Origin of the sequence: Flavobacterium davisii, assembly GCF_042182265.1 — a bacterium.
GTDB classification, from domain to species: Bacteria; Bacteroidota; Bacteroidia; order Flavobacteriales; family Flavobacteriaceae; genus Flavobacterium; species Flavobacterium davisii.
Map to the genome: position 1 here is coordinate 1,926,257 of NZ_CP097869.1, position 25,444 is coordinate 1,951,700.

At 30.8% G+C, this 25,444-nt stretch carries 26 protein-coding genes; 22 read left to right on the plus strand and 4 right to left on the minus strand.

The window, feature by feature from the left end; genetic code table 11:
• From NAB20_RS08055 to NAB20_RS08070, 4 genes are read left to right on the plus strand one after another with little or no spacing between them, the layout of a single operon-like run.
• Window positions 1-513, plus strand: coding sequence for a hypothetical protein (locus NAB20_RS08055; RefSeq protein WP_235878288.1), 513 nt, complete (start codon window positions 1-3; stop codon window positions 511-513).
• Window positions 500-706, plus strand: coding sequence for a hypothetical protein (locus NAB20_RS08060; RefSeq protein WP_235878285.1), 207 nt, complete (start codon window positions 500-502; stop codon window positions 704-706). Before NAB20_RS08055 ends, NAB20_RS08060 begins: the two co-directional genes overlap by 14 nt.
• The gene (locus NAB20_RS08065; RefSeq protein ID WP_375604937.1) at window positions 636-1,127 is read left to right on the plus strand and encodes a deaminase domain-containing protein; all 492 of its coding nucleotides are present in this window, start codon (window positions 636-638) and stop codon (window positions 1,125-1,127) included. Before NAB20_RS08060 ends, NAB20_RS08065 begins: the two co-directional genes overlap by 71 nt.
• 9 nt (window positions 1,128-1,136) lie before the next feature.
• Window positions 1,137-1,589, plus strand: coding sequence for an SMI1/KNR4 family protein (locus tag NAB20_RS08070; RefSeq protein WP_235878279.1), 453 nt, complete (start codon window positions 1,137-1,139; stop codon window positions 1,587-1,589).
• Window positions 1,590-1,749: 160 nt separating this feature from the next.
• Here NAB20_RS08070 and NAB20_RS08075 read toward each other — a convergent pair whose 3' ends face one another.
• Window positions 1,750-2,073: a transposase gene (locus NAB20_RS08075; protein WP_375604938.1), complete on the minus strand. Its 324-nt coding sequence runs from the start codon at window positions 2,071-2,073 to the stop codon at window positions 1,750-1,752.
• A gap of 655 nt (window positions 2,074-2,728) precedes the next feature.
• Between NAB20_RS08075 and NAB20_RS08080 the strand changes: the two genes are divergently transcribed.
• From NAB20_RS08080 to ctlX, 9 genes are all read left to right on the plus strand, one after another.
• On the plus strand, window positions 2,729-3,403 hold the full coding sequence (locus NAB20_RS08080; RefSeq protein WP_375604939.1) for a DNA/RNA non-specific endonuclease: 675 nt from the start codon (window positions 2,729-2,731) through the stop codon (window positions 3,401-3,403).
• Window positions 3,404-3,405: 2 nt separating this feature from the next.
• On the plus strand, window positions 3,406-4,104 hold the full coding sequence (locus tag NAB20_RS08085) for a hypothetical protein (RefSeq protein ID WP_235878273.1): 699 nt from the start codon (window positions 3,406-3,408) through the stop codon (window positions 4,102-4,104).
• 80 nt (window positions 4,105-4,184) lie between these two features.
• A complete protein-coding gene (locus tag NAB20_RS08090) occupies window positions 4,185-4,565 on the plus strand; it encodes a hypothetical protein (RefSeq protein ID WP_127823440.1) in 381 nt (126 codons plus the stop codon).
• Between the two features lie 8 nt (window positions 4,566-4,573).
• A complete protein-coding gene (locus NAB20_RS08095; RefSeq protein ID WP_375604940.1) occupies window positions 4,574-5,482 on the plus strand; it encodes an IS3 family transposase in 909 nt (302 codons plus the stop codon).
• A gap of 242 nt (window positions 5,483-5,724) precedes the next feature.
• Window positions 5,725-6,027 (plus strand): hypothetical protein, encoded by a 303-nt coding sequence (locus tag NAB20_RS08100; protein ID WP_375604941.1) that lies wholly within the window; start codon window positions 5,725-5,727, stop codon window positions 6,025-6,027.
• A gap of 1 nt (window position 6,028) precedes the next feature.
• Window positions 6,029-7,300 (plus strand): endonuclease V, encoded by a 1,272-nt coding sequence (locus NAB20_RS08105; protein ID WP_375604942.1) that lies wholly within the window; start codon window positions 6,029-6,031, stop codon window positions 7,298-7,300.
• A gap of 237 nt (window positions 7,301-7,537) precedes the next feature.
• Window positions 7,538-8,821, plus strand: a complete 1,284-nt coding sequence (locus NAB20_RS08110; RefSeq protein ID WP_105195732.1) for a citrate synthase — start codon at window positions 7,538-7,540, stop codon at window positions 8,819-8,821.
• A gap of 123 nt (window positions 8,822-8,944) precedes the next feature.
• Window positions 8,945-9,901, plus strand: a complete 957-nt coding sequence (gene rocF, locus NAB20_RS08115) for an arginase (RefSeq protein WP_375604943.1) — start codon at window positions 8,945-8,947, stop codon at window positions 9,899-9,901.
• A gap of 87 nt (window positions 9,902-9,988) precedes the next feature.
• Window positions 9,989-10,924 carry a citrulline utilization hydrolase CtlX gene (ctlX, locus tag NAB20_RS08120; RefSeq protein WP_375604944.1) on the plus strand — a complete coding sequence of 312 codons (936 nt, stop codon included), beginning with the start codon at window positions 9,989-9,991 and terminating at the stop codon, window positions 10,922-10,924.
• A 206-nt stretch (window positions 10,925-11,130) separates the two neighbouring features.
• On the opposite strand, the gene NAB20_RS08125 is transcribed toward ctlX, so the two are convergent.
• Window positions 11,131-11,766 (minus strand): MarC family NAAT transporter, encoded by a 636-nt coding sequence (locus tag NAB20_RS08125; protein WP_088390233.1) that lies wholly within the window; start codon window positions 11,764-11,766, stop codon window positions 11,131-11,133.
• 111 nt (window positions 11,767-11,877) lie between these two features.
• Between NAB20_RS08125 and NAB20_RS08130 the strand changes: the two genes are divergently transcribed.
• On the plus strand, window positions 11,878-12,234 hold the full coding sequence (locus tag NAB20_RS08130) for a CoA-binding protein (RefSeq protein ID WP_088390235.1): 357 nt from the start codon (window positions 11,878-11,880) through the stop codon (window positions 12,232-12,234).
• A 431-nt stretch (window positions 12,235-12,665) separates the two neighbouring features.
• Here NAB20_RS08130 and NAB20_RS08135 read toward each other — a convergent pair whose 3' ends face one another.
• Both NAB20_RS08135 and NAB20_RS08140 read right to left on the minus strand, forming a co-directional pair.
• Window positions 12,666-14,183 (minus strand): sodium:solute symporter, encoded by a 1,518-nt coding sequence (locus tag NAB20_RS08135; protein WP_375604945.1) that lies wholly within the window; start codon window positions 14,181-14,183, stop codon window positions 12,666-12,668.
• A 296-nt stretch (window positions 14,184-14,479) separates the two neighbouring features.
• Window positions 14,480-15,805, minus strand: coding sequence for an IS110 family transposase (locus NAB20_RS08140; protein ID WP_375604946.1), 1,326 nt, complete (start codon window positions 15,803-15,805; stop codon window positions 14,480-14,482).
• A 340-nt stretch (window positions 15,806-16,145) separates the two neighbouring features.
• On the opposite strand from NAB20_RS08140, the gene NAB20_RS08145 reads away from it, so the two are divergent.
• The 8 genes from NAB20_RS08145 to rfbB all read left to right on the plus strand — a co-directional run bounded on the left by NAB20_RS08145 (window position 16,146) and on the right by rfbB (window position 25,394).
• Complete coding sequence (locus tag NAB20_RS08145) at window positions 16,146-16,580, plus strand: hypothetical protein (protein ID WP_105195728.1); 435 nt, start codon at window positions 16,146-16,148, stop codon at window positions 16,578-16,580.
• 85 nt (window positions 16,581-16,665) lie between these two features.
• Entirely contained in the window at window positions 16,666-17,286 is a 621-nt protein-coding gene (recR, locus tag NAB20_RS08150) for a recombination mediator RecR (RefSeq protein WP_088390243.1), read from the plus strand.
• 154 nt (window positions 17,287-17,440) lie between these two features.
• Window positions 17,441-18,226, plus strand: coding sequence for a polysaccharide biosynthesis/export family protein (locus tag NAB20_RS08155; RefSeq protein WP_127822899.1), 786 nt, complete (start codon window positions 17,441-17,443; stop codon window positions 18,224-18,226).
• Window positions 18,226-20,694: a polysaccharide biosynthesis tyrosine autokinase gene (locus NAB20_RS08160; RefSeq protein WP_375604947.1), complete on the plus strand. Its 2,469-nt coding sequence runs from the start codon at window positions 18,226-18,228 to the stop codon at window positions 20,692-20,694. Before NAB20_RS08155 ends, NAB20_RS08160 begins: the two co-directional genes overlap by 1 nt.
• A gap of 1 nt (window position 20,695) precedes the next feature.
• Window positions 20,696-21,661 (plus strand): SDR family oxidoreductase, encoded by a 966-nt coding sequence (locus tag NAB20_RS08165; RefSeq protein WP_375604948.1) that lies wholly within the window; start codon window positions 20,696-20,698, stop codon window positions 21,659-21,661.
• A gap of 7 nt (window positions 21,662-21,668) precedes the next feature.
• Complete coding sequence (locus tag NAB20_RS08170) at window positions 21,669-22,940, plus strand: nucleotide sugar dehydrogenase (protein ID WP_375605779.1); 1,272 nt, start codon at window positions 21,669-21,671, stop codon at window positions 22,938-22,940.
• Between the two features lie 30 nt (window positions 22,941-22,970).
• Window positions 22,971-24,341, plus strand: a complete 1,371-nt coding sequence (locus NAB20_RS08175; RefSeq protein ID WP_375604949.1) for a UDP-glucose 6-dehydrogenase — start codon at window positions 22,971-22,973, stop codon at window positions 24,339-24,341.
• A 6-nt stretch (window positions 24,342-24,347) separates the two neighbouring features.
• Window positions 24,348-25,394, plus strand: a complete 1,047-nt coding sequence (rfbB, locus tag NAB20_RS08180; protein WP_088390255.1) for a dTDP-glucose 4,6-dehydratase — start codon at window positions 24,348-24,350, stop codon at window positions 25,392-25,394.
• Window positions 25,395-25,444: the final 50 nt, after the last annotated feature.

The window sequence follows — 25,444 nt, forward strand, 5'->3', positions numbered from 1 at the left end:
ATGAAAGAAATAATAGAGAAAATATCGCTTAGAGCAAGAGTTGCATTCATTATTTTATGCATGGAAAAATCTGTTAAAAATATTGGCTACAATGTTTCATGGGATAAGGTATTTAAAATTTTTTGGTTACAAACAAACATTAAATTTGTTGATGAGTGGCTTTATGAAGTTTCGAAAATTATGCCTGAAAGTATATTAGAAGATGAATACGAAGAGAATATTACAATCACTTTAGAGGACTACTTTGAACTTAAAAAATTATACAAGAATACTCCTAAATTTATATTTGATTTAATGGAATTAGCATTTGAGTGTGGTACAATTGATTTGTATGGAGAAATTGAAAATAATTCAGATAAAACTATGCAATCTGTGTTGCGTTGTATTGAAATTATGTACAATAACAATATTGAATTGCCCAATATTGATTTATTGAAAAAGTATTCAATTAGTGAAAATCGTGGTTGGGGGAGAGAATTTACAAAAGAGCAAATTTTCAATGAAAGCAATTAGATTAATATTTCTTGCTTTAGTTCTTAAGTTACAATCTTGGACAGTTGCTATAGGAGCAGGGAGGTTAGGTGTAATAGACGATGCCATTAAATCTGTCGCCCCTTATCTTGATGGATTAAAGAATGTTGGAGTATCGGTTCGTAAAATGGCAACTGCCGAAAACAGAGGCGTTAGACTTAATAAAATCCAGTAATAATATAAAACCTGAAGTAAATATTGCTAAAGCAGAAGTTAATTTGAAGAATGGACAATCTTATACAAGCCATGCTACAAGTGGTTATCCTGATCCTAAATCAGGAAATATTTTAACAAATCCACCTGGCTCTCCAAATCCAGCAAGAGGCAATTCTGTTTTTGAGCAACATACTTCAAATTGGGAAGGAAGAAGTAGAGTAAATGACACGGAAGTAAAACTTTTAGAAGAATTTGCTTTGAAGAACGGTGTAAAACCAAATACGGCTAATCAAGTATTTAACGGTGTGGAAGGAGAGATTAAACTGTACACACAATTATGCCCTTGCGGTTCATGTGCAAATGTTATTAAGGAGTTTAAAAAAATGTTCCCGAAAGTAGATTTAGAAATTATTACTACAACTTTAAAATCATTTCGTTAGATGAAGTTTATGAATTTTATAAAAATTGATAACATTACTTTAGAAATAGAAGGTTCAAAAATTCAAGCTATCGAACTTTTAGAGGCTGACTTAGGGGTTAAAATCCCTCTATCGTTAAAAGAGTATTTGTTATTAATGGGAGAGAAAACGATTTATGATGAATATGATTATCATGGAACAAAAGATATGAAATATATTCATGATTGGATTTATGAGTGGATTGATAGATACAAGCGTGAAGGCATTAAGTTATCTGAGATAGATAAAATTTTACCTTTTGATAAATTTCAAGATACATTTTTTTATGTTCCAATAGAGGAAGGTAACGAGAATCCACCTGTATATGCGTTTGATATAAACGATACACCAGTTATTAGAAAACTAAATGATAGTTTTACAGATTTTGTTTTAGAAAGATATAATAAGATAGTAAAAAGCCCAGATAGTCCGAGTATTAAGTAATCTTAGGCTCGTGCGAGCTTCAAGCTCGTACCTATAATGTTGCACAACCAAATTAAGAACCACAATCAGTAGAAAGTTTGTGGTTTTTTGTTTGCCTAAAATCTAATGAGTCGGGAATATAAATTCCGGCTCACATATTTTTTTTGGGGATTAGTTTGATTTAAGCAAATAATTTTTCCAGTCTAAACAAGAAAAATTTAATATCTGTAACACCTCTAAGATTCGCTCTAAAGAGTTTTATTTTAGAATTAAAAGATTCTGCATTTGCATTAGTGCTTCTATTGTTAAAGAAGTTTATAATTGTTTCTAGATGGTTTTTAATACTATTTGAAGCAATAGTAAAATGACTAAAATTTAGAGTTCTAGTCTTTTGAATCCATTGTTCTATTTTTTCCTTTGCTATGATTTTTGAAGTTGTTTCATATATCGCTCTAAACCCCCGCTCCCGCGCGAATCCTTTCGCGTGATCAATAAAAGCAAGCATAACTGTTTTTTTACCTTGTAAAGTATTATTTTTGATTTATGAGTCGTAATTATAAGTTTCACAACCCAGAAGGTTTATATTTTGTCAGTTTTGCAGTAATAGATTGGCTAGATGTCTTTACTAGGAATGAGTATAAAGACATAATAATAAATAGTCTTACATTTTGTCAGAAACAAAAGGGAATGGAAATAATTGCTTGGTGTATTATGACAAGTCATGTGCATTTGATTTTTAGAAGTGTAAATGGAGAGGAACCATGATCTTTACTTGGAGACTTTAAAAGATTTACAAGTAATGCTGTTGTAAAAGCAATCAAAGAAAATCCAAGAGAGAGCAGACGAGAGTTTTTATTAGAAAGTTTTAGAAAAGCTGCCAACAATTCAAGCAATGTAAAACACAGCCAGTTTTGGCGACACGATAACAAGCCCATAGAATTATGGAGTAATGAAGTAATCAAACAAAAAATTGATTACATTCATAACAATCCAGTTGCGGAAGGAATAGTGTTTAGACCTGAAGATTACAAATATAGTAGTGCAGTCGATTATTCTGGTGAAAGAGGATTGCTGGAAGATATTTGTGTTTTTCAGTTTTTTAAATTGTAAATACCACGCGAAAGGATTCGCGCGGGAGCGGGAGGTCTTTTTCTAATAATTTGAGTGATGATGTCTTACAGAATCTTGAAAATACTTTAGGAGGCACTAAGCTTGCTGAATTACTTGAAATTACCAAACAATTACCAAGTACTTGGACAATTAAAAGAATAGAAGGAAAATTAGTTTTAGTTGATAAAGAAGGAAAACAATGGGCAGAGATTCTGAATAATGAAATACGCGCTACAGCGGGGGATGCTGGACAGGGATGGAATAAATTTCTTAACGTTGCACCGCCATTGATGAAGAACTTCCGATATGTAGTTGATAATGGTAGATATGTTTTTGAAACTGATGAATTGGGAAGAGTTAATAAAGCTATAATGGAAGACATAGACTTCACTACTAGAGCAAGAAATGAAACCTATCAGCAAGAGACTAAATTAGTAAAAGATGGTTATTCAAATGATGATGGTGGGCATATTTTTAGAAATGAGTGGGGAGGACCAAGTGAGCAGATAAACTATTTTTCTCAAAGTCCTACGCAAAATAGAGCTGGAGGAGATTGGTATAATATAGAACAGGAAATATCTTCACTTAAGAGAAATAATCCTAGTTCAATATATAAAGCAGAAATGGTTTTCGTTTTTGCAGGTAGCTCAAAACGACCTATAAGTATGCGTGTAAGATTATCAGAAAATGGAGCTGTTAAGAAAAACTATTTAATTTCAAATTAATTATGGAAGAAGTATTAGTTATTATAAATAAATTTTTCAAAGAAAAAGTTTGGGATAAAATTTTAATTGAAATAAATTTTACTGAAGCAGGTGGTTATGAACCAAAACTTACAGTAATTAAATGCGGTGAAAAATATTTATGGGGAGAGTTTGAATTGTTTGACATAGCTGATATAATACATAAAAAGCAAAAAGAAATATTAGATACATCAGAAAAATTTAACAAGGCAAAAATTGAGATTTATCCCGATGGAAAATTTTTAGAACATTACTGGTGGGATTCTGGTCTACAAAAGCAAAACCTTTTAAGTTATGCACAAGTATTTTATCAATGGGCAAATGACAGAATGATGTCTATGATATTTGAGTATGAGAAAGATAATAATTTGTTACCAACACAATATGATAATGATGGAGATTTAGAATACTTGAGTTCTTGGGATGGTGGAGTGTTTACTTTTTACATTAATAAAAATAATGAATTGGAGTATAAAATAGTCCTTATCAAAGATGGAGTTGAAAGAGTCTCGGAAATGCCATTGAAAGATTATTTTATCGAAGGTGTTTTAGAGCATCATAAAATAACAAATACTGAACTTTTAGATGTTTGGAAGCCTTGGAATACGTTAATAATTAGGTCTCCTCATACAAGTATACCGTATGATACAGTGGGCGAATATGTGGAGTATAAAACTGTCTAGATGCCCCGCTCCCGCGCGAATCCTTTCGCGTGGCAGTAATTGTCTCGTCCTAAAATAATTTTACACAAAAGTGTAAAATTATGGAAAGATATTCAGTAGAATATTCTACAAAGTGGCAATCAAGATATTCAGAAGAATTTAAAAGATTTGTTTGTAATGATTATCTAACTGGTTCAATGACCAAAAAAGAAGTTGAGTTAAAGCATAATCTTGGAAATGGTCGACTTACTTATTGGTTAAGAGAAAGAGGTTTTGATGTTTTAAAAACAAGAATTGTATCTTTACCTGATATGAAATCAGTTAAAATCAACACAAACGAAAAAGACTCTCAAAAGTCGATTACTGAACTTGAAAAAGAACTTCAAGAAGCAAAACTTTTAGCTGAGGCTTATCGTAGAATGATAGAAATTGCTGAAAAAGAGTTTAAAATCAATATTGTAAAAAAGTCCAATACCAAGTAATTCAGGAGATGAAAAACCACCACCCTAAGATTGGTTTAGGCATATTTTGCCGATTACTTGGTGTAATACGACAAGCATATTATCAACACTTTTGGCATCAAGAGCAATACGTTTTTGAAGATGAACTAATTGTTTCTGAGGTTTTAAAAATAAGAAAAAATCATCGTCATATGGGAGGTAGAAAACTATATGAGTTATTACAACCATTTCTACTAGAACATCAAATAAAAATGGGTAGAGACAGGCTTTTTGATGTGTTATCAGCTAATTATCTACTAGTTAAACGCAGAAAAAAACAAACAATAACCACAAATTCCTCCCATAGATTTAAGAGGTATCCAAATCTTATAAAAGAGTATGTTCTTAATGCTCCTAATCAATTATGGGTAAGCGCCATAACTTATTGGAAGATTAAAGGAGTTTTTGTTTATATAAGTTTTATTACTGATGCATATTCTAGAAAAATTATAGGATTTCATTTAGGAGATAGTTTACAAACATCACAAACAATCGAAGCTTTAAAAATGGCAATATCAGGTATTTCAATTGAAAAAAAAGAATTAGAATTAATACATCACTCTGATAGAGGAACTCAGTATTGTAGCAGTGAATATGTAAAACTTTTAGAAAATAATAATATAGCAATAAGTATGACAGAAAATGGAGATCCATTAGAAAATGCCATTGCAGAAAGAATTAACGGAATTATAAAAGAAGAATATCTAAATGATTATCAAGTTCATAGCATAGAAGAAGCTAGCGATTTATTGGAAGCTGTTGTTGATTTATATAATAATGAAAGACCTCATATGAGTATAGGAAATCTAACTCCAAATCAAGTACACCATAACAATATAAAAACAGAAAAATTATGGAAGAATTATTATATAAAAAGTCCTATTATTGTAAACCAATAGTAGGACTAAAAATGAGTTGTAAATATATTTTAGGATTAAGTATAAACATGTAAACTTATTTTAGGACGAGACAGGGGATTTTTGATGGTAATAAAGTTTCATCAGGTAATTTACCAAATGAGAACATAGTTATAAAGTACAATAGAAAGAAATATAATGGAGATGTTTTAGAAAATTCTGATACAGCATATGATGACTTTATAAGTACATTACACCCCTTTTTACAAAAACACATAGAATATATGGATTTTATAAGAAAAGACTGTTCTGGAAATAGCGATGGTAAATTGTATGAAAAGTTATATGGTGGTAAAATTACATTAGGTAAGATGAATGATGCTCAACGACCAGGGATTCATACGGAGGTGTTAGTTTTGAACGAATTAATCAAAGATAAAAGCATTAACAGTGTGTCAGATATTAGAGCACTTGATATAAAAATTGTTATAAGATGGAAAGTAAAAGATCAAGTTTTTAAGCAGATGGTTACTTGTCCTCATTGTTTTTATATAACGGAAGGGGTTTTCTTTCCAAATAGTAAATAAAATGATAAAATATTTTGAGCAACAGAATTGGGAAAATTTAAAAGCCTACATTAACGTAAATGATAAACGTGAATTGTTTACTGGAATAGAAGAAAAGTTAGACCTAGATAAAAATTTATATTTTAGAATTTCATATGTGAATAATTTTGAACATGGATTAATTTATGATTTTTGTTTTAGAGAGTATAAATGGTATGCATACATATATATATATGGTGTGAAAAGGTTTACATTAGGTTTAGATTGTATAAAAAATACTAATGTTAGTCATTATAATTTGAGTTACGATTTTATTTCTTTTGATGATTTTCGTTTTAAAAACGGAGAAAATATTGAACAATTGAACTTTAAAGTACTTTTAAATCGTGAAGATTTGGATTATGAAAAGTTAATTGCAAATAATCAAGATATAATAGATAAGTATCATTCTTATGATGAAAAAGGGTATATTGAAATAGATCTAGATACATTTGTTTATGTACATGGAGATGTTGAAAGATATTCAAAAGTTATTGTCGCTTATGCCATTCATAATCAAATGAAAGAATATCTAGGAAAGACAATTCCTGATACTTTCATGGAAAAATTTGTGTGGCAAGAAGAGCAAATTGAAAAAATAATACACGAGGATAGATTGCCAACTGATATACAATTTATTGGAGGAGTAACAGTAGCCTATCATGATATTACCCAAAAAATAGTGGCAGTCGTTACTGTTATGGATGTAAATAGTCAAGAAATTGTAGATCAAGCAATTTATACTGAAGATAGGATTAATATGCACATACCTGATGTTTTTGGTTTTAATGAAACGATATGGGCAATCAAAGCTTTTGAAAAATTAACTATAAAACCCCAGCTTATTTTTTGTGATGGACATGGCATTGAGCATCCCAAAAATATGGGCTTCGCAACTTTTTTAGGTATTCAACTGGATATACCTACTATTGGTTGCGCCAAAAAACGTCTTGTAGGCTATTATAAAAAGGAAGATTTAGGGGATAAAAGAGCAGATAATTTAGAACTTATATTTGACCAAAAAGTAGTTGGAAAAGCCCTTCGTACAAAAGAAAATTCAAATCCAATATATGTTTCTTTAGGACATAAGATTTCATTAAAAACGGGCATTGATTGGGTGCTAAAAACAACGCAATCAACAAGACTTCCTTTTGTACTTGAAAAAGCAATTGCGATTGCTCGCCAACAGATGCCTGAGCAATTCAGAATAGATTTTATGAACGATGAACCTAATGAATATGGAATTATAAAATGATACTCGCCGATAGTCCAAGCATTAAGTAATTTTAGACTAGTACATGCTTGAAGTTCGTACCCATAAAATTGTACAATAGTCTCTTTTGGCGAGTGTTTTTTTCTTTTCTAAAATTGTTAACAAATTACAAAACATTTATTAAATTTGGAGAAAAGCATTAGGTAAGTTTTTGAAATTAATATCAAATTCCTATTTTTGTTAAACCAATTGTAAAAGATAAATACCATAAACTTAATTATGTCAAAAACTGCGATATTAGAATTTGATGGCAACAAATATGAGTTCCCTGTAATGGTGGGTTCTGAGAATGAAACGGCTATCGATATTGAAAAATTACGCGCCCTAACAGGAGCGATCACGATAGATCCTGGGTATAAAAATTCAGGTTCTTGCACAAGTGAAATTACTTTCTTAGATGGTGAAGAAGGAATCTTAAGATATAGAGGATATGCTATTGAAGATTTAGCCGCAAATGCAACATTCTTAGAAGTGTCTTATTTAATTATTTTCGGAGAATTACCAACAAAGACTCAATTGGAAAAATTTGAAAATGATATTCGTAAATATACTTTGGTAAACGAAGAAATGAAGAATATTATAGATGGATTTCCCAAAACAGCTCACCCAATGGGAGTCTTGTCTTCATTAACATCTGCTTTAACTGCTTTTAATCCTAAAGTAGTCAATGTAGAAAATGAAACCGAAATGTACGAGGCAATCTGTAAAACGATGGGTAAGTTTTTAGTTATTGCCACATGGACATATCGTAAAATGATGGGGTTCCCATTGAATTATTATGATAATACAAAAGGATATGTAGAAAATTTCATGCGATTAATGTTTGAGTTGCCTACAGGACCTTATGCCACCAATAAAACCATTATAGACGCTTTAGATAAATTATTTACATTACATGCTGATCACGAACAAAACTGTTCAACGTCTACAGTAAGAATTGTTGGTTCCTCTCACGCTGGTTTATTTGCTTCTATTTCTGCAGGTGTTTCTGCTTTATGGGGACCATTACACGGTGGCGCTAACCAAGCGGTGTTGGAAATGTTAGAGCAAATCCAAAAAGATGGTGGCGATGCACAAAAAGCATTAGAAAGAGCCAAAGATAAAAATGACGATTTTCGTTTAATGGGATTCGGACACAGAGTATACAAAAACTTCGATCCTCGTGCAAAAATCATCAAAAAAGCAGCAGACGAAGTGTTAGCAGAATTAGGTGTTAACGATCCTATTCTAAATATTGCAAAACAATTAGAAGAAGCAGCGCTAGTAGATCCTTATTTTGTAGACAGAAAATTATATCCAAATGTAGATTTTTACTCAGGAATCATTTATAGAGCATTAGGAATTCCAACCGATATGTTTACTGTGTTATTTGCTATTGGTCGTCTTCCAGGATGGATTGCGCAATGGAAAGAAATGCGTTTAAACAAAGAACCTATTGGACGCCCTCGTCAAGTATATACTGGTTATCCTTTAAGACCATTCGTTTCTATGGACAAGAGATAAATTAATGATGAATAAAAGAAAAAAAGCTTCTTCTCTCAAGAGGCTTTTTTTATATTTGCTATCGAAACAGATGAAATACATGTTATTTAATGATATAACAATCATCATCCAATCTAAAAAATTATGAGTAAGTCAATTACTTTTCTAATAAACCAATCAGAAATTGCAGCAGGTACGCGTGGAGCATCTTTAGGTCCAGAAGCTATTATGGCTGCTGCTAGGAAAAAGGAGAGCTATATTTTTGGTGAAAATACTCTCGAAACAATTAAAAATGTCAATACTTATTTAGATAAGCCTACAAAGTTCCCTTTTGCAAAGCGTATAGATGGTTTGCTTTCTATTTATGAAGAACTCAACGCAAAAGTATCTTCTCTTTTACAGAATAAACAATTTCCTATTATTTTAGCTGCAGATCATGGCTCGGCAGGAGGAACCATAGCAGGTGTTAAATCAGCTTATCCCGATAAAAGAATTGGAGTGGTTTGGATTGATGCACACGCAGATATCCATACACCTTATACAACACCTTCAGGTAATATGCACGGAATGCCGTTAGCATCTGTAATGAATATTGATAACATAGAATGTCAAATAAATAAAGTAGATGAAAAAACAGTTGATTATTGGAATCAATTGAAAAATGTTGGAGGTATAACGAACAAAATAAATCCTGAAGATCTAGTTTATATTGCAGTACGAGATACGGAACCAGAAGAAGAAGCCGTTATAGAAAGATTAGGGCTAAAATGGTATACAGTACAAGATGTTCGTAATTTAGGTATATGGACCCTCGTTAATAATATTAATACACAATTACATCAATGTGACATCATTTATATATCCTTTGATGTAGATTCTATGGATCCTATTTTAACATCGCATGGAACGGGAACACCTGTTCCTCATGGAATTACACCACAAGAAGCAAAAGATTTATTAGTCCATTTAACATCTAATCCCAAAACAGCTTGCGTAGAAGTTGTAGAAGTAAACCCATGTTTAGATGAAAAAATAAATGCGATGGCTGAAATAACTTTAGATATAGTAGATTCAATTGTGAATGTGGTAAAAAATAGATAATCAAATTTTACAAATATAAAATCCTCTCAATCACTGAAATTTAGTAAAATGAGTAGAGTGTTTGAGAGGTTTTTTACTAAATTAGATATGCAACAAATAACAAATTCCATTCTAATGATACGACCTGTTTCATTTAGAATGAATGAACAAACAGCAGTAAATAATTACTATCAAAAAAAAGAAGATACTGTATTACCAGCGACTATTAGAGCTAAAGCACAACAGGAATTTGATGCCTTAGTTCGTAAATTACGTCAAGTAGGAGTTCATGTTACAGTAGTAGAAGATACCACTGATACAGATACGCCAGACGCTGTATTTCCTAATAATTGGATTTCATTTCATGAAAATGGAGAGGTCGTGCTATATCCGATGTTTGCTGAAAATCGTCGTTTAGAACGTCGTGAAGATATTTTAGATATACTAGAAGAACAAGGCTTTTTAATTCAAGATGTAATGGATTATACACTTGCAGAAGAAGATAATGTTTTTTTAGAAGGAACAGGAAGTATGATCTTGGATCGTGTACACCAAAAAGCATATTGCGCCTTATCACCTCGTGCTGATGAAGAGTTGTTTATTGAATTTTGTGAAGATTTTGAATTTACTCCAGTTTTGTTCAATGCTTTTCAAACAGTTAATGATAAAAGAGAATTAATTTATCATACAAATGTAATGATGGCTATAGGAGAAACGTTTGCAATTCTCTGCTCAGAGTGTATAGATGATAAAGCAGAAAAGAAAAACCTAGTTGAAAATTTAAAGAAAGATGGAAAGGAAATTATTTATATTTCCGAAAGTCAAGTAAATGCTTTTGCAGGTAATATGTTACAAGTAAAAGGAGATAATGATAAAACATATTTAGTTATGAGTGAATCAGCTTATGACGGATTAAATAAAATGCAGATAGCACAAATAGAAAAACATACCACCATTTTATATTCAAATTTAGAAACGATAGAGATGTATGGAGGTGGAAGTGCCCGTTGTATGATGGCAGAGATTTTTTTGCCTAAAGAATAAAAACATTTACATATAAAAAGAAGGTGTCCGAAAGGGGGACAAATTTTGTCATTTCAGCGATGGCTCCCTGAGAGTTTTACTCGAATAGGCGAAGCAATAGCAAGATGCTGATACTATGACATCCCCTGTCGTTGAAGTGAGAGATTAGATGTTGAATTTTGACTTTTCAGACACCCACTTTTTAAGATCTTAAAAATAGTTTATTATTACTTGATAAGATGACTGTTTTCAATGATTTTTAAAATAGCATTTACAATATACTGTACGCCAATAGCAATTACAAAAAAACCAACAATTCTTGAAATGGCTACAATGCCTGCTTCTCCAAGAAAACGTACCAGATAATGAGCACTATTTAAAACCAAGAAAATAGAAATAGCTACGGCTAATACAGCTCCTATAGCTATACTAATAGCCATCCAGTTATTATGTTCTTGGTAAAAAGCAATTAATAAAGAAATAGAACCAGGTCCTGCTAATAAGGGCATAGCTAAAGGTGTGAGTGCTATAGCATGTTTTTGTTGTGCTTCATCTTCTACTTTTTTGTTTATTCCTTTGCGTCTTTTTACTTTTCCAGATAGTAACCCAAAACCAGAATTTGCAATAATCATACCTCCAGCAATGCGCAAAGCTTCTAAGCTAATGCCGAAAAAATGTAAAACGTATTCACCCAAAAAATAAGCTACTATCATGATAATAAATACGTTAATTGCAGTCCATTTAGAGGTTTTTGTTAATTCTTCACGAGTGTATCCATTGGTTAATCCTACAAAAACAGGAATAGCACCTATGGGATTAAGTACAGAAAATAAAGCAGCGAAAATGTAAAAAAATAAATCCATAGTTTTTTTGTAAAATTAAATTTCTAAAACTCTATACGCGTAAAGAAAATGTTAAGTTGTGGTTTCCTAAATTTAAAAATAGTAAATTTATTCTTTTAAAAAAGAATAAAAATGAAAACTTTAGTTTTAGGAGCTTCTACTAGCCCAGAAAGATACTCATTTATAGCTATGAGTAGATTATTACAGAATGATCACGAGGTAGTTGCTATAGGTTTAAAAAATGAAAGTGTTTTTGGAATAGAAATTCAAAAAGGATTTCCAAGTTTAGAAAATATTCACACAGTTACTCTATATTTGAATCCAGAACGTCAAAAAGAATATTATAAATATATAATAGATTTAAAGCCGAATCGGGTTATTTTTAATCCAGGTACCGAAAATCCTGAATTTTATGATTTGTTAAAGGAAAATAATATCCTAGTAGAAGAAGCTTGTACATTAGTTCTTTTGGGAACAAAAGAGTATTGAAAGAAAAACTAACATTGGATCTAGTTGTTTTAAAAATTAAACTTTTAAAAATAACAAAGGTTTAGCTTTTTTGAAAGGCTTTTAAAACCAAAATTGCATTAGACTCGAAGGTGAATTGATAAATCTATTCTATTTGTTTTATTTTGTTTTAAATCAGGGATGTACTCAAATTTTAAGGATCAAAATAATTTCCTGTTTTTTCTTTTAAATTCTTTCTGAATACTTGAAATTATTCAAAAATTTTGTTTCACAAAGTAGTTTATGCGAAATAGGGGTTAAAACAATATTTTAAAAAATGAATCAACCCCGTTTTTAGAGCAAAAGCTTTGAAAACGGGGATTAATATTTTTTACGACATTTTAAGGATGCTATTTCAAAAATAAAAATAAAAAAAACGAGTACAGCTTTATTTGAATGTTTGATAATTTATCTTAAAAACGAGTACTGTTTGTAGTGGGTTTACTAATACATAATAATCCAACAAAAGTAATCATCCCATTAATAATAATTAATTCTTCTGCTATGGTATAACCATCAAACCATTCTATAGAATAAGTTGATAATAAATAACAAATAGCAGGAGATATTAAGCAAATAAAAGGAACAAATTTATCATGTACAGTTTTGTTTTTTATAAATAAACCAAAACCATATAATCCTAATAGAGGACCATAAGTATACGAGGCAATTTTAAAAATCATCTTAACTACAGAAGCATCGTTTACAGTATTAAAAAAAACAATGACTAAAAAAATTAAAAAAGAAAAAGCTAAATGTACAATATGACGTATGTTCGTTAATTTTGTTTCATCATTTAGTTTTTTATACTTATCTTCAGATTGTTTTTTTTCCATTCCAAGAAAATCAATGCAAAATGAGGTAGTTAAAGCTGTAAGAGCAGAATCAGTAGTAGCAAATGTAGCAGCCGTAAGCCCTAAAAGAAATACAATTGCAGGAATTAAGCCTAATGATTTTAACGCTATTTCAGGAAACAGGAAATCTGTACGGACAACATCGCCAACCATAGGAACAGCAATACTATTTTTTTCAGCATACATATACAATAAAGCACCTACACTTAAAAAGAAAATGTTAATAATTATAAATATCCCTGTAAACGTAAACATATTTTTTTGTGCTTCTCTTATGTTGGGACAGCTTAAGTTTTTTTGCATTAAATCTTGATCAAGACCTACCATAGCAATGGTTACAAAAATACCTCCCAAAATTTGTTTCCAAAAATAATTCCCCTTTAAATAATCATCAAAGAAAAATATTTGAGAATAGGTGCTGTTTTTTACTTTCTCAAAAGCTTGAAATGCAGATAAATCTAAACTTTGACAAATAAAATAAATGGTTAGAAAAACAGAAAACACTAAGAAAAAAGTCTGTAATGTGTCCGTAATAATAATGGTCTTAAGCCCTCCCTTATAAGTATAGGCAAAAATCAAAAATAAAGATAAAAATACTGTAACTGTAAAAGGAATTTCATAATAATCAAAAACATATCGTTGTAAAACGATAACCACTAGATAAAGACGAAATGCAGAACCAATAGTACGACTAATCAAAAAAATGGAGGCCGCAGTTAAATAACTAATTTTTCCTAATCGTTGTTCGATGTAACCATAAATAGAAGTTAAATTCATTCGGTAGTACAAAGGTAATAGTACTGTAGCAACAATAATAAACCCCAAAGCATTACCTATTACAAATTGGAAATATTTGAATTGTAATTCAGGATTTCCCACTTCACCAGGTACAGAAATAAAAGTCACACCTGATAATGCAGTACCTATCATTCCAAATGCAACTAAATACCATTTAGAATTTTTATTAGCCTTGAAGAACGCATCATTATCACTATTATTTTTACTCATAAAATATGAAATGAGAAATAATATTCCAAAATAAATAATGATTAATGAAAGAATTGCAAATGGAGTCATAAATTAAAAGAATGAATTTAGTTTTGTTTTGCAAGATAGAAAAAACTTAATTTAAGTTCTAATAAGTCGCTTTTTTTTCAAAAAAAGACTTTTATAAACCATTTATTTATATTTAACCCAGATTCCGTATTAGACTTCGTTGTGAAACAAAATTTTCAATAAATTCAAGTGCTCACAGAAAATTTTAGAAGAAGAAATCGTGAACTATTTTGATGATTAAAATTTGAGTACGTGCTTGAATTTGAAGAAAAACAAAGTGGAATAGATTTTTAATGCGGAATTCTATCTAACTTAATTTAAGGAATTGATAAAGAAGTAGTTTCGATTCCGTATTTTTTAATCATTTTTTTAATTTGTATCGTTTTTTTATTCTTCATTTCTTGAATATATTGGTCTGTATTTATTGGTATATAATGTTGTTTTTTGACTATCATATTCCAAATTATAACTGCTATTTTTCTTGCTGTTGCTGTAATTGCAGCACCTCTTCCTTTTTTAAAAGAAATCCTTTTAAAGAACATAACGAGGTAACCTTCTTTTTTTCTTTCAATTGTATTTGCCGCATTTCTTAATGTCAATGCAAATTTATTTTTCCCTTTTGGAGTTCTGCTACTCAAAACCTTACCTCCACTAATTTTATTATTTGGAGCTAACCTGAGCCAATTCACAAATTGCTTGGAGGTCTTGAATTTATATATATCGGTGCCTATTTCGGCTAAAAAACTAGTAACGGTTCCTGAGCAAACTGATTCTATAGCAAAGAGATCTACTCCAAAAAGTTTTAAACTATATTTCTGTACATCAAATTTGGGTTGGTTTTTCCCTTTATTCTGTTTCTTTACCAATTCGATATCTTCTGATAAAACAATTTCTCTGGTTTGATTTTTCAGCACTTGATCAATACGAGTATCGGTGTTTTTTATTTTATCTTGAATAAGTCTGTAAATATCATAACAATCGGAAAGCTCATGTAGGTATTCATTGTTTATTTTACCTTGTAAAGCGTCGGCTATTTCTTCTTTGCTTTTTTTAACTCGTTTGTCGCAATATTCAGCTAATTTTTCACCTGAAGTTTCACCTGATAGTATCATCTCAATTACTCTTATTCCAGAAACTCCTGTGATGTCACTTATCACAACGTCGAGTCTGAAGTTCATTAAAGGTAATGCTTTTTGCATTTTGTTTACAAAGCCTGAACTTTGTTCAATCAAACTAGAACGATGTCTATGAAGTGTTCTTATCTGCAAAGTGCTTTCAGAGGGCAAAAAAGAACCTCGTAATAACCCTAAAGAATGAAGTTTCTGTATCCATTGTGCATCTTTCACATCTGTCTTTGCTTTGAGGTTTTTTGTTTGAGTCCCTTGAACCAAAAGAACTTCAAAACCATTTCCCTGCAAGATCATAAACAAAGATTGCCAATAACTCCCTGTGGACTCCAAAGCAACACTACGAATCTTGTTCTCTTGAAGATAAGCTACCAAAGCGCATAATCCTGATTGATAAACATTAAATTCTCTGATTTGATTTTCATCCTGTCCTATGGCTACAAAATGAGAACGTGACCCAACATCAATTCCTGCAGCATTGGGATTTACAATTTGCATTTTTTCGAAACTTTTCATAAAATATCTTTTTATTAAAATGCGAGGAAATGTAATATCTTTGCTTAAATTATTCTATACGAGATAACATGGTGTTTCATCATTGATTGTCTCAAAGGGCTTCCAAATGGAAGCCTTTTTACATTTCAGCCAAAATCTGGGAGGGGATAAATTCACCATTTTATACATAGGCTTCGCTCGCAAGTGCAAGTTAGCTCTCATTTGTCAAAGAACAATACTTTCTTGAAATCTGGGTTTAAAGAATGTACACGTACTACTGTTTCAGTTTGTAGAACTTTTTCATTTCGCTTTCTAAATGAAAACTTCTGTATACATTTGCAGTATAAATAATATTTTAAAGATGAAAAAGAAATATAAAATAGGGTTTGTAATATTGTTCTTGTTTAGCACCGTATTTTATGCTAAAAATATAGAATCACATTTGTTTATAATAAAATTTTTCTTCAATGGAGCTACTTATGCTACTACTGAAGGAAGTTCTATTACCTTTATGAAAAAAGGAACTGAAAAGTATGAAATATCAGGGTTGTCAGGATGTCAGTTTAAAGTAAAAGATCTAATTCTAGAATTGGTTGAGGAAACAGGAACAGTAAAAAAATATAGTTTTTCAAAATGTAAAATAGATTTTTTAGGAGGAACCATTAATAATGAGTTTGCAGAATTGAGCTATTTGTTTAAAAAAGGGGGGATGATTTACATAGATGAAGCAGGGAATTTAGATATTATTTATGAAGGAATAGAGGGAGAGCGAAAAATGAAGTTTAAAAAGAAATAGTTTTTTAATATTTTTGTTGATTGTTTGTGAAATCCAAATATGAAAGTATTTGGATTTTTCTTTTTTTAAACCGTAATTTTGCTCCATGGATTTTTCTTCAAAAATATTAGAAAATGCAGTTGAAGAGATTGCACAATTACCAGGAATTGGTAAAAGAACAGCATTGCGGTTGGCTTTACATTTACTCAAACAACCCACAGAGCAAACACGTTTTTTAGCAGAAGCATTGCTAAAAATGCGAACCGAAATTAAATTTTGTAAATCATGTCATAACATTTCAGACGTAGACCTTTGTGAAATATGCTCTAATGATAATAGGAATCAAGCATTGGTTTGTGTAGTAGAGGATGTTCGTGATGTAATGGCTATTGAAAATACAGGTCAATACAAAGGAATATATCATGTGTTAGGTGGTAAAATTTCCCCTATAGAAGGAATAGGACCTACTCAGTTAAAAATTAATTCTCTAGTAGAAAAAGTAAAATTAGGAATGGTTAAAGAAGTTATATTTGCTTTAAGTTCTACCATGGAAGGAGATACCACCAATTTTTATATTTACAAACAAATAAAAGATTGTCCGCTAATAGTTTCTTCATTAGCAAGAGGTATTTCTGTGGGAGATGAACTAGAATATGCAGACGAAATAACTTTAGGACGTAGTATTTTAAATCGAATTCCTTTTGAAAATTCATTGCGAAATCCTTAAGAATTTAATTTTTAAAGTTTTTCTATTTACAAAATGAAAAACTATATTTGTTTTTTGAAGTGAATATTGTTAAAGAATTTAACTGAAAATAAAATTAACATTTGTTAAAGAACCGTTACTGTAAATAAAATATAAACAGATATTACAAACAAAAATGAATAAACCATCCCTATATTTACTAATATTGATTTTGTTTACGGTTTCATCTTGTATATCAAACAAAGATGTAGTTTACTTGCAAGGAAATGAAAAAATAGAGACTTTAGAGCCAGTCGTATTAAAACCATATCGACTTCAGATATCGGATGTGTTGTCTATTAAGATTAAAGCCCTAGATTCTAAATTAGTAGAAATATTTAATGTTTCAAATGCGCCACAAGGAGGAACTTCTGTTGATGATTTGTATTTTGATGGTTATCCCATAAATGATCATGGATATATCAGAATACCAGTTTTAGGAGATTTGCAAGTAGTAGGGTTGACATTAGAAGAATTGAGAATTAAGATAGAAAAACAACTTTTAAAAGATTATTTTCATAAAGAAGCTGATATCTTTGTAGTGGTAAAACTAGGAGGACTTCGTTATACAATTAATGGAGAAATAAAATCACCAGGAACAAAAGTATTATTGCAAGAAAAAGTAACAATTTTAGAAGCAATAGCTAATAATGGAGATGTTCTTATAACAGGAAATAAAAAAGAAGTTATGTTGATTCGTCAGCAACCTCAAGGAACCGAAATACATACGTTAGATCTGACAAGTATTGATTTGTTAAAATCACCCTATTATTATATTCAACCCAATGATTATATATATGTAAAACCTATAAAACAAAAGAATTGGGGATTAGGAACAAATGTTTTACAGTCATTTACTACAATTGTAAGTGCATTGTCATTAGTACTTACTACTTTTTTATTAGTCAAAAATGTTAAGTGATGTTAGATATTAAAGATTTTAACTTTTTGGAATCTCAAAATACTTTTGATGTTAAATCTTTTTTTAATAGAGTTTTAGGTTATTGGTATTGGTTTCTAATTACATTATTAATTACTTTTTTTATAGCTTATCAGATAAATATTAGAAAAGAAAAAATTTATAGTATGACCACTACTGTGGCCTATAAAGAAGAAAGTAATCCTTTCTTTACTTCTAATACAAGTTTAGTATTCAATTGGGGAGGCACCTCTGATCAAGTACAAACTTTAATGAGTACTATAAAATCACGATCTCATAATGAAAAAGTAGTAAAAGAATTACGTTTTTATATTCAATATCTAAGAGAAGGAAAATATAATTTAGAAGATGTTTACGGAATGACCCCATTTGTTGTTGATGCTAATGTAAATTATCCTCAACTATTAGGGAGAAATTTAACTATACAATTTGTTTCAAAACAAGATTTCATACTGTCAATTCAATTTGATGAAAATACAACAGCATTATATAACTACTCAACAGACGAGCTAACCACAATACCTGTAAAAAAAGGCATCTTTTCGAAAAAATATAAAATAGGAGAAGCTGTCATTTTACCTTTTTTAAATTTAAAATTGAAATGGACTAAAAATCCTGGATTTTACGAAGGAGCTAAATATATAGTTACATTCGCTGATTTTAATAGTGCAGTTGCCTCTTATCAAGGAATAGAGGTTGAAAATGATTCGAAATCATCAGCTATTGTTAGATTAAGCATGCAAGGAACCAATAAATTAAGATTGGTAGATTATCTGAACGGAACAGTTAAATATTTAATTAAAAGCCAATTATTGGCTAAAAATCAATTTGCTCAAAATACAATTGATTTCATAGATAGCACTTTAGTGGCTATGGAAGGAGATTTAAAGAATACCGAAAATGAGCTAAAAACGTTTTCTAAAGGAAAAAATATTTTTGAATTAGAAGAAGGAGCAGGAACAAAATATTCAGACAAATTAACGGAGTATGATGTAGAAAAAGAGTTGTTAAATAGAAAGTATACTTTTTATAACTCATTAAAAAGCTATTTAATTAAAAACGCTGATTTTTCTAAACTACCAGCTCCCTCTGTTGCAGGTATTGATGATCCTAATATATTGACGAATGTAAGTAAGCTAACCCAATTATCAGCGGAACGAGCAGCACTATCTTATACTTTAAAAAATGATAAGAAATTTAAAGATTTTGATGCTCAGATGGAAGCACTAAAAGTTGTTTTATTAGAAAATATAGAATCAGCCAAACGTTCCATAAATTCTGATTTAGTTGCTGTTGATAAAAAGATAGGGACAGCCGAATATCAGATTAAAAAACTACCCGAACAACAACAAGAACTAGTAAAGATAAATCGTAAATATGATTTAAATAAAAATATTTACAATTCTTTTCTAGAAAAACGTAGCGAGGCCAATATTGTAAAAGCAGCAAATCTTTCCGATATTCAGTTCATAGATCCTGCAAAAGATGTAGGAGGTGGACTGATAGGACCTAAAACAAGTACAAATTATGTCTTAGCTTTTTTAATAGGTTTTTTATTTCCTTTAAGTATTATCTTTATCTTAACCGTTTTAGATAACTCAGTTAATAAGGTGGAAGACATTGAAAGACTAACCCAAATTCCTGTTTTAGGAATAGTAGGAATTAAGAATATACCATCTAATTTAGCTGTTTTTGAAAAACCAAAATCACCATTAGCCGAAAGTTTTAGAGGAATACGTTCTTCATTGCAATTTTTGTATAAAAAACAAGTACAAACAGGCGCTAAAGTTTTGATGATTACATCCTCAGTTGGTGGAGAAGGAAAAACATTTTGTTCTCTTAATATAGCTTCCGTATTTGCTTTAAGTGAAAAAAAGACAGTAGTGGTTGGACTTGATTTAAGAAAACCAAAATTATTTCAGGATTTTAGTCTTGAAAATACAGAAGGAGTAGTTAATTATTTAATAGGACAAAAAAAATTAGATGAAATAATTAAAAATACACACATCCCTTATTTAGATTTGATTAGCTCAGGACCTATACCTCCCAATCCATCAGAGTTAATTCTTAGTGAAAATATGGAAAGTTTAATAAATGAGTTAAAACTCTATTATGACTACATAATACTAGATACACCTCCTATAGGATTAGTAGCAGACGCATTAGAATTAACTCCTTTTTGTGATGCTTCAATGTACGTTGTGAGGCAAGGAGTGACCAAAAAAGAAATGTTACGTATTGTAAATGAAAAACACAAATCAGGAACATTAAAAAATATTAGTATAGTTTTTAATGGATATCATAATAAATCAAAATACGGATACGGATATGGAGATGGATACGGATACGGATATGGAACGTATGGAAACGGATATTTAGAAATGGATATAAAGGTATCAGTTGTAAAAAAACTCTTAAATAAAATTATAAATTTTTTTAAAAAACCTTAACATGAAGATTGTAATTACAGGTTGTGCGGGTTTTATCGGTTCTAATCTAACAGAACATTTTTTAAATAAAGGTTGTCAAGTAGTTGGATTAGATAATTTTGCAACAGGACATTTAAAAAATATTAAAGACCTGATGTTGAATGAGAATTTTGAATTCATTGAAGGCGATATTAGAGATGCTAAAATATGTAAGAAAGTATGTGATGGAGCAGATTATGTGTTGCATCAGGCAGCATTAGGATCTGTTCCTCGATCTATAAAAGATCCCTTAACATCTAACGATGTAAATGTAAATGGTTTTTTAAATATGTTATGGGCCGCAAAGGAAGCAGATGTAAAGAGATTTGTGTATGCAGCAAGTTCCTCTACTTATGGAGATTCGGAAAATTTGCCAAAAATTGAAGAAGTTGTAGGAAAACCATTATCACCGTATGCCATTACAAAATATGTAAATGAACTCTATGCGGAGATTTTTGGAAAAATCTACGGAATAGAAACAATAGGGTTGCGTTATTTTAATGTATTCGGGAGAAAACAAGACCCAAATGGGGCTTATGCCGCAGTAATACCGAAATTTGTAATGCAGCTTATGAAATATGAAAGCCCAGTTGTGAATGGAGATGGTAATTACTCTAGAGACTTTACCTATATAGATAATGTGATTCAAATGAATGAATTAGCAATGTTAACCCAAGATTCCAGAGCAATAAACAGCGTCTTTAACACTGCATTTGGAGAAAGAACAACATTGAATGATATGATTCATATCTTAAAAGAAGAATTGATAAAAAAAGATCCTAAAATAGCAGATGTAGAAATTGTTTATGGAGCTACCAGAGCTGGAGATATTCCGCATTCTCTAGCCTCTATTGATAAAGCAAAAATAATATTAGGTTATATACCTAAATTCTCTTTACGAAAAGGATTAGAAGAGGCGGTTCATTGGTATTGGGAAAATTTAGAATAAATTAATGATGAAAATAGGTGTAATTGGGTTAGGATATGTTGGTTTGCCATTAGCTAGATTATTAGCTACTAAATATGATGTAGTAGGATATGATATAAATAAAACGAGAGTTACTGAGTTAAATGAAGGAAAAGATTCTACATTAGAAGTAAGTCCTGAACTTTTAAATGCAGTGCTAAAATCTGATAATAATGATGAATTGGGGCTTTTTTGTGCATCAGAAATACAAGAAATTACTACTTGTAATTACTATATAGTAACGGTGCCAACACCAGTAGATAAGCATAATAAACCGGATTTGACACCTTTGTATAAAGCCAGTGAAACGGTTGGGAAAGTGCTTAAAAAAGGCGATATCGTAATATATGAATCGACAGTATATCCTGGGGTAACAGAAGAAGAATGTGTGCCTATTTTGGAAAAAACAAGTGGATTGAAATTTAATCAAGATTTCTTTGCAGGCTATTCTCCTGAGCGAATTAATCCAGGGGATAAAGAGCATACAGTAGAAAAGATTTTAAAAGTAACCTCTGGTTCAACCCCTGAAATAGGGCAAAAAGTGGATGCACTTTATAGATCAGTTATTACAGCGGGGACACATTTAGCTCCTACGATAAAAGTTGCAGAAGCAGCTAAAGTTATAGAAAATTCACAACGAGATATTAATATTGCTTTTGTTAATGAATTGGCTAAAATTTTTAATTTGTTAAATATTAGTACGCAAGATGTTTTAAAAGCTGCAGGGACGAAATGGAATTTCTTGCCTTTTAAACCTGGTTTAGTAGGAGGGCACTGTATAGGGGTTGATCCTTATTATTTAGCACAAAAAGCCCAAGAAAAAGGGTATCATCCAGAAATAATTTTGGCAGGCCGTCGTTTAAATGATAGTATGGGAGAATACATAGCCTCGCAAGTGATCAAATTGATGATAAAAAAAGGGATTTCTGTTAATGAAGCTAAAGTTTTAATGCTTGGAATTGCATTTAAAGAAAATTGTCCTGATGTTCGTAATACAAAAATTGTAGACGTAATTACTGCTTTAAAAGAGTATGGAGTAGAAATAGTTATTTATGATCCTTGGGTTAGTGTTGCAGAAGTTAAACATGAATATAATTTAGAAGCATTAAGAGAGTTGTCTTCTGATAAATTTGATGCAATAGTTTTAGGAGTTGCTCATGAGCAATTTTTAAGTCTTGATTTTTCTAGTTTGCAAAAAGAAAAATCAATTATTTATGATGTAAAAGGAATATTATATTGTAAAGTAGATGGAAAGTTGTAACTTTGTAAACTTTGTCATAATATTACATGAATGAAGGTAAGAAATATATGTTGTATAGGAGCGGGTTATGTTGGAGGGCCTACTATGGCAGTAATAGCTCAAAAATGTCCTGAAATAAATGTAACGGTCGTTGATTTAAATGAAATGAGGATTGCTGGTTGGAATGATTCAGATTTTTCAAATTTGCCAGTGTATGAGCCAGGATTAGATAAGGTTGTAGCAGAAGCTAGAGGAAGAAACTTATTTTTTTCAACAGAAGTAGATAAGGCAATTGATGAAGCCGATATGATTTTTATATCCGTAAATACTCCAACCAAAACGTATGGTGAAGGGAAGGGGATGGCTGCGGATTTAAAGTATATAGAACTTTGCGCACGCCAGATTGCACGAGTATCTAAAACAGACAAAATCGTAGTCGAAAAGTCAACACTTCCAGTAAGGACAGCTGAAGCGCTTAAGAATATTTTAGATCATACAGGAAATGGTGTTACTTTTCATATATTATCAAATCCTGAGTTTTTGGCAGAAGGAACGGCTGTTCAAGATTTGCATGCTCCTGACCGTGTGTTAATTGGAGGTGAAAATGAAACAGCTATTCAAGCTTTAGTAGATATTTACGGTACATGGGTTCCGAGAGAACGTATTTTAACAACCAATGTTTGGTCTTCGGAATTGTCTAAATTGACGGCAAATGCTTTTTTAGCACAACGCGTTTCTTCTATTAATGCAATTTCAGAACTTTGTGAAAAAACAGGAGCTGATGTAAACGAAGTGGCAAGAGCAATAGGAATGGATTCTCGTATAGGATCTAAATTTCTTAAATCATCAGTAGGATTTGGTGGATCTTGTTTTCAAAAAGATATTTTAAACTTAGTATATATTGCTAAATCGTATGGTTTAAATGAAGTAGCAGATTATTGGGAGCAAGTAGTTATTATGAATAACCACCAAAAGCATCGTTTTGCAAAAAATATTGTAAAAACACTATATAATACGGTTGCTTCTAAAAAGATCGCCATGTTAGGTTGGGCTTTTAAAAAAGATACCAATGATACCCGTGAATCAGCTGCTATTGATGTAGCAAAGGATTTAGTGGCAGAACAAGCCAATGTGGCAGTTTATGATCCAAAAGTAGATTTAAAGCAGATTGAATTGGATATGAATTATGAAATGAGTGAAATAAGTGTTTTTAATGAACCTTATGAAGCTTGTCAAAATGCTCACGCTATTGCGATTTTAACCGAATGGGAGGAATTTAAAACTTACAATTGGCAAAAAATTTATGATAATATGTTAAAACCAGCTTTTGTTTTTGATGGTAGAAATATATTAGATCGTAGTGAAATGCAAAAAATAGGTTTTATATATTCAGCTGTAGGATCTTCTAATGAAAATAATTAAAGAATAATGAAAAATATTTTAATTACAGGAGGAGCGGGTTTTATCGGCTCTCATGTAGTAAGGCAATTTGTAACTAAATATCCAGAATATTCAATTTATAACTTAGACGCATTGACCTATGCAGGTAATTTGGAAAATATTAAGGATATCGAAAATGCACCAAATTATACTTTCTTAAAAGGAGATATAGTTGATGAAAATTTTATCAATCAAATTTTTCAAAAATATCAATTTGATGGTGTTTTGCATTTAGCAGCCGAATCTCATGTGGATCGTTCCATTACTGATCCGTTGGCATTTGTGAAAACAAATGTTATCGGAACAATGAATTTATTAAATGCAGCTAAAAATCTTTGGAAAGAGAATTTTGAAGGGAAACGATTTTATCATATTTCTACCGATGAGGTGTATGGTTCATTAGGAGATACAGGTTTGTTTACTGAAACCACTTCTTACGATCCTAATTCGCCATATTCAGCTTCAAAAGCAAGTTCTGATCACTTTGTTCGTGCATATGGAGAAACTTATGGTTTACCGTATGTGTTAACTAATTGTTCAAACAATTACGGACCTTATCATTTTCCAGAAAAATTAATTCCTCTTTTTATTAATAATATTATCAATAAAAAGCCTCTTCCTGTTTATGGAGATGGAAATTATACGCGGGATTGGTTATTTGTAAAAGATCATGCAGTAGCTATCGATTTAGTATTCCATGAAGGAAAAAATCATGAAACGTATAATATTGGAGGTTTTAACGAATGGAAAAATATCGATTTAGTACGTTTGTTATGCGATCGTATGGATGAGAAACTAGGGCGTTCAAAAGGAGAATCTTCTGAGTTGATTACTTATGTTAAAGATCGTCCAGGTCACGACTTGCGTTATGCAATTGATGCTTCTAAAATTAATAAAGAATTAGGATGGAAGCCATCAGTAACGTTTGAGGAAGGTTTGGAAGAAACGATTAACTGGTATTTAGAAAATACGGAATGGTTGAATAATGTAACTTCAGGAGAATACGCAAAATATTACGAAAAACAATATCAATAGCAATATGCAGAAAGCAATATGCAGAAAGCTTTTTTAAAAGCATTACCTAT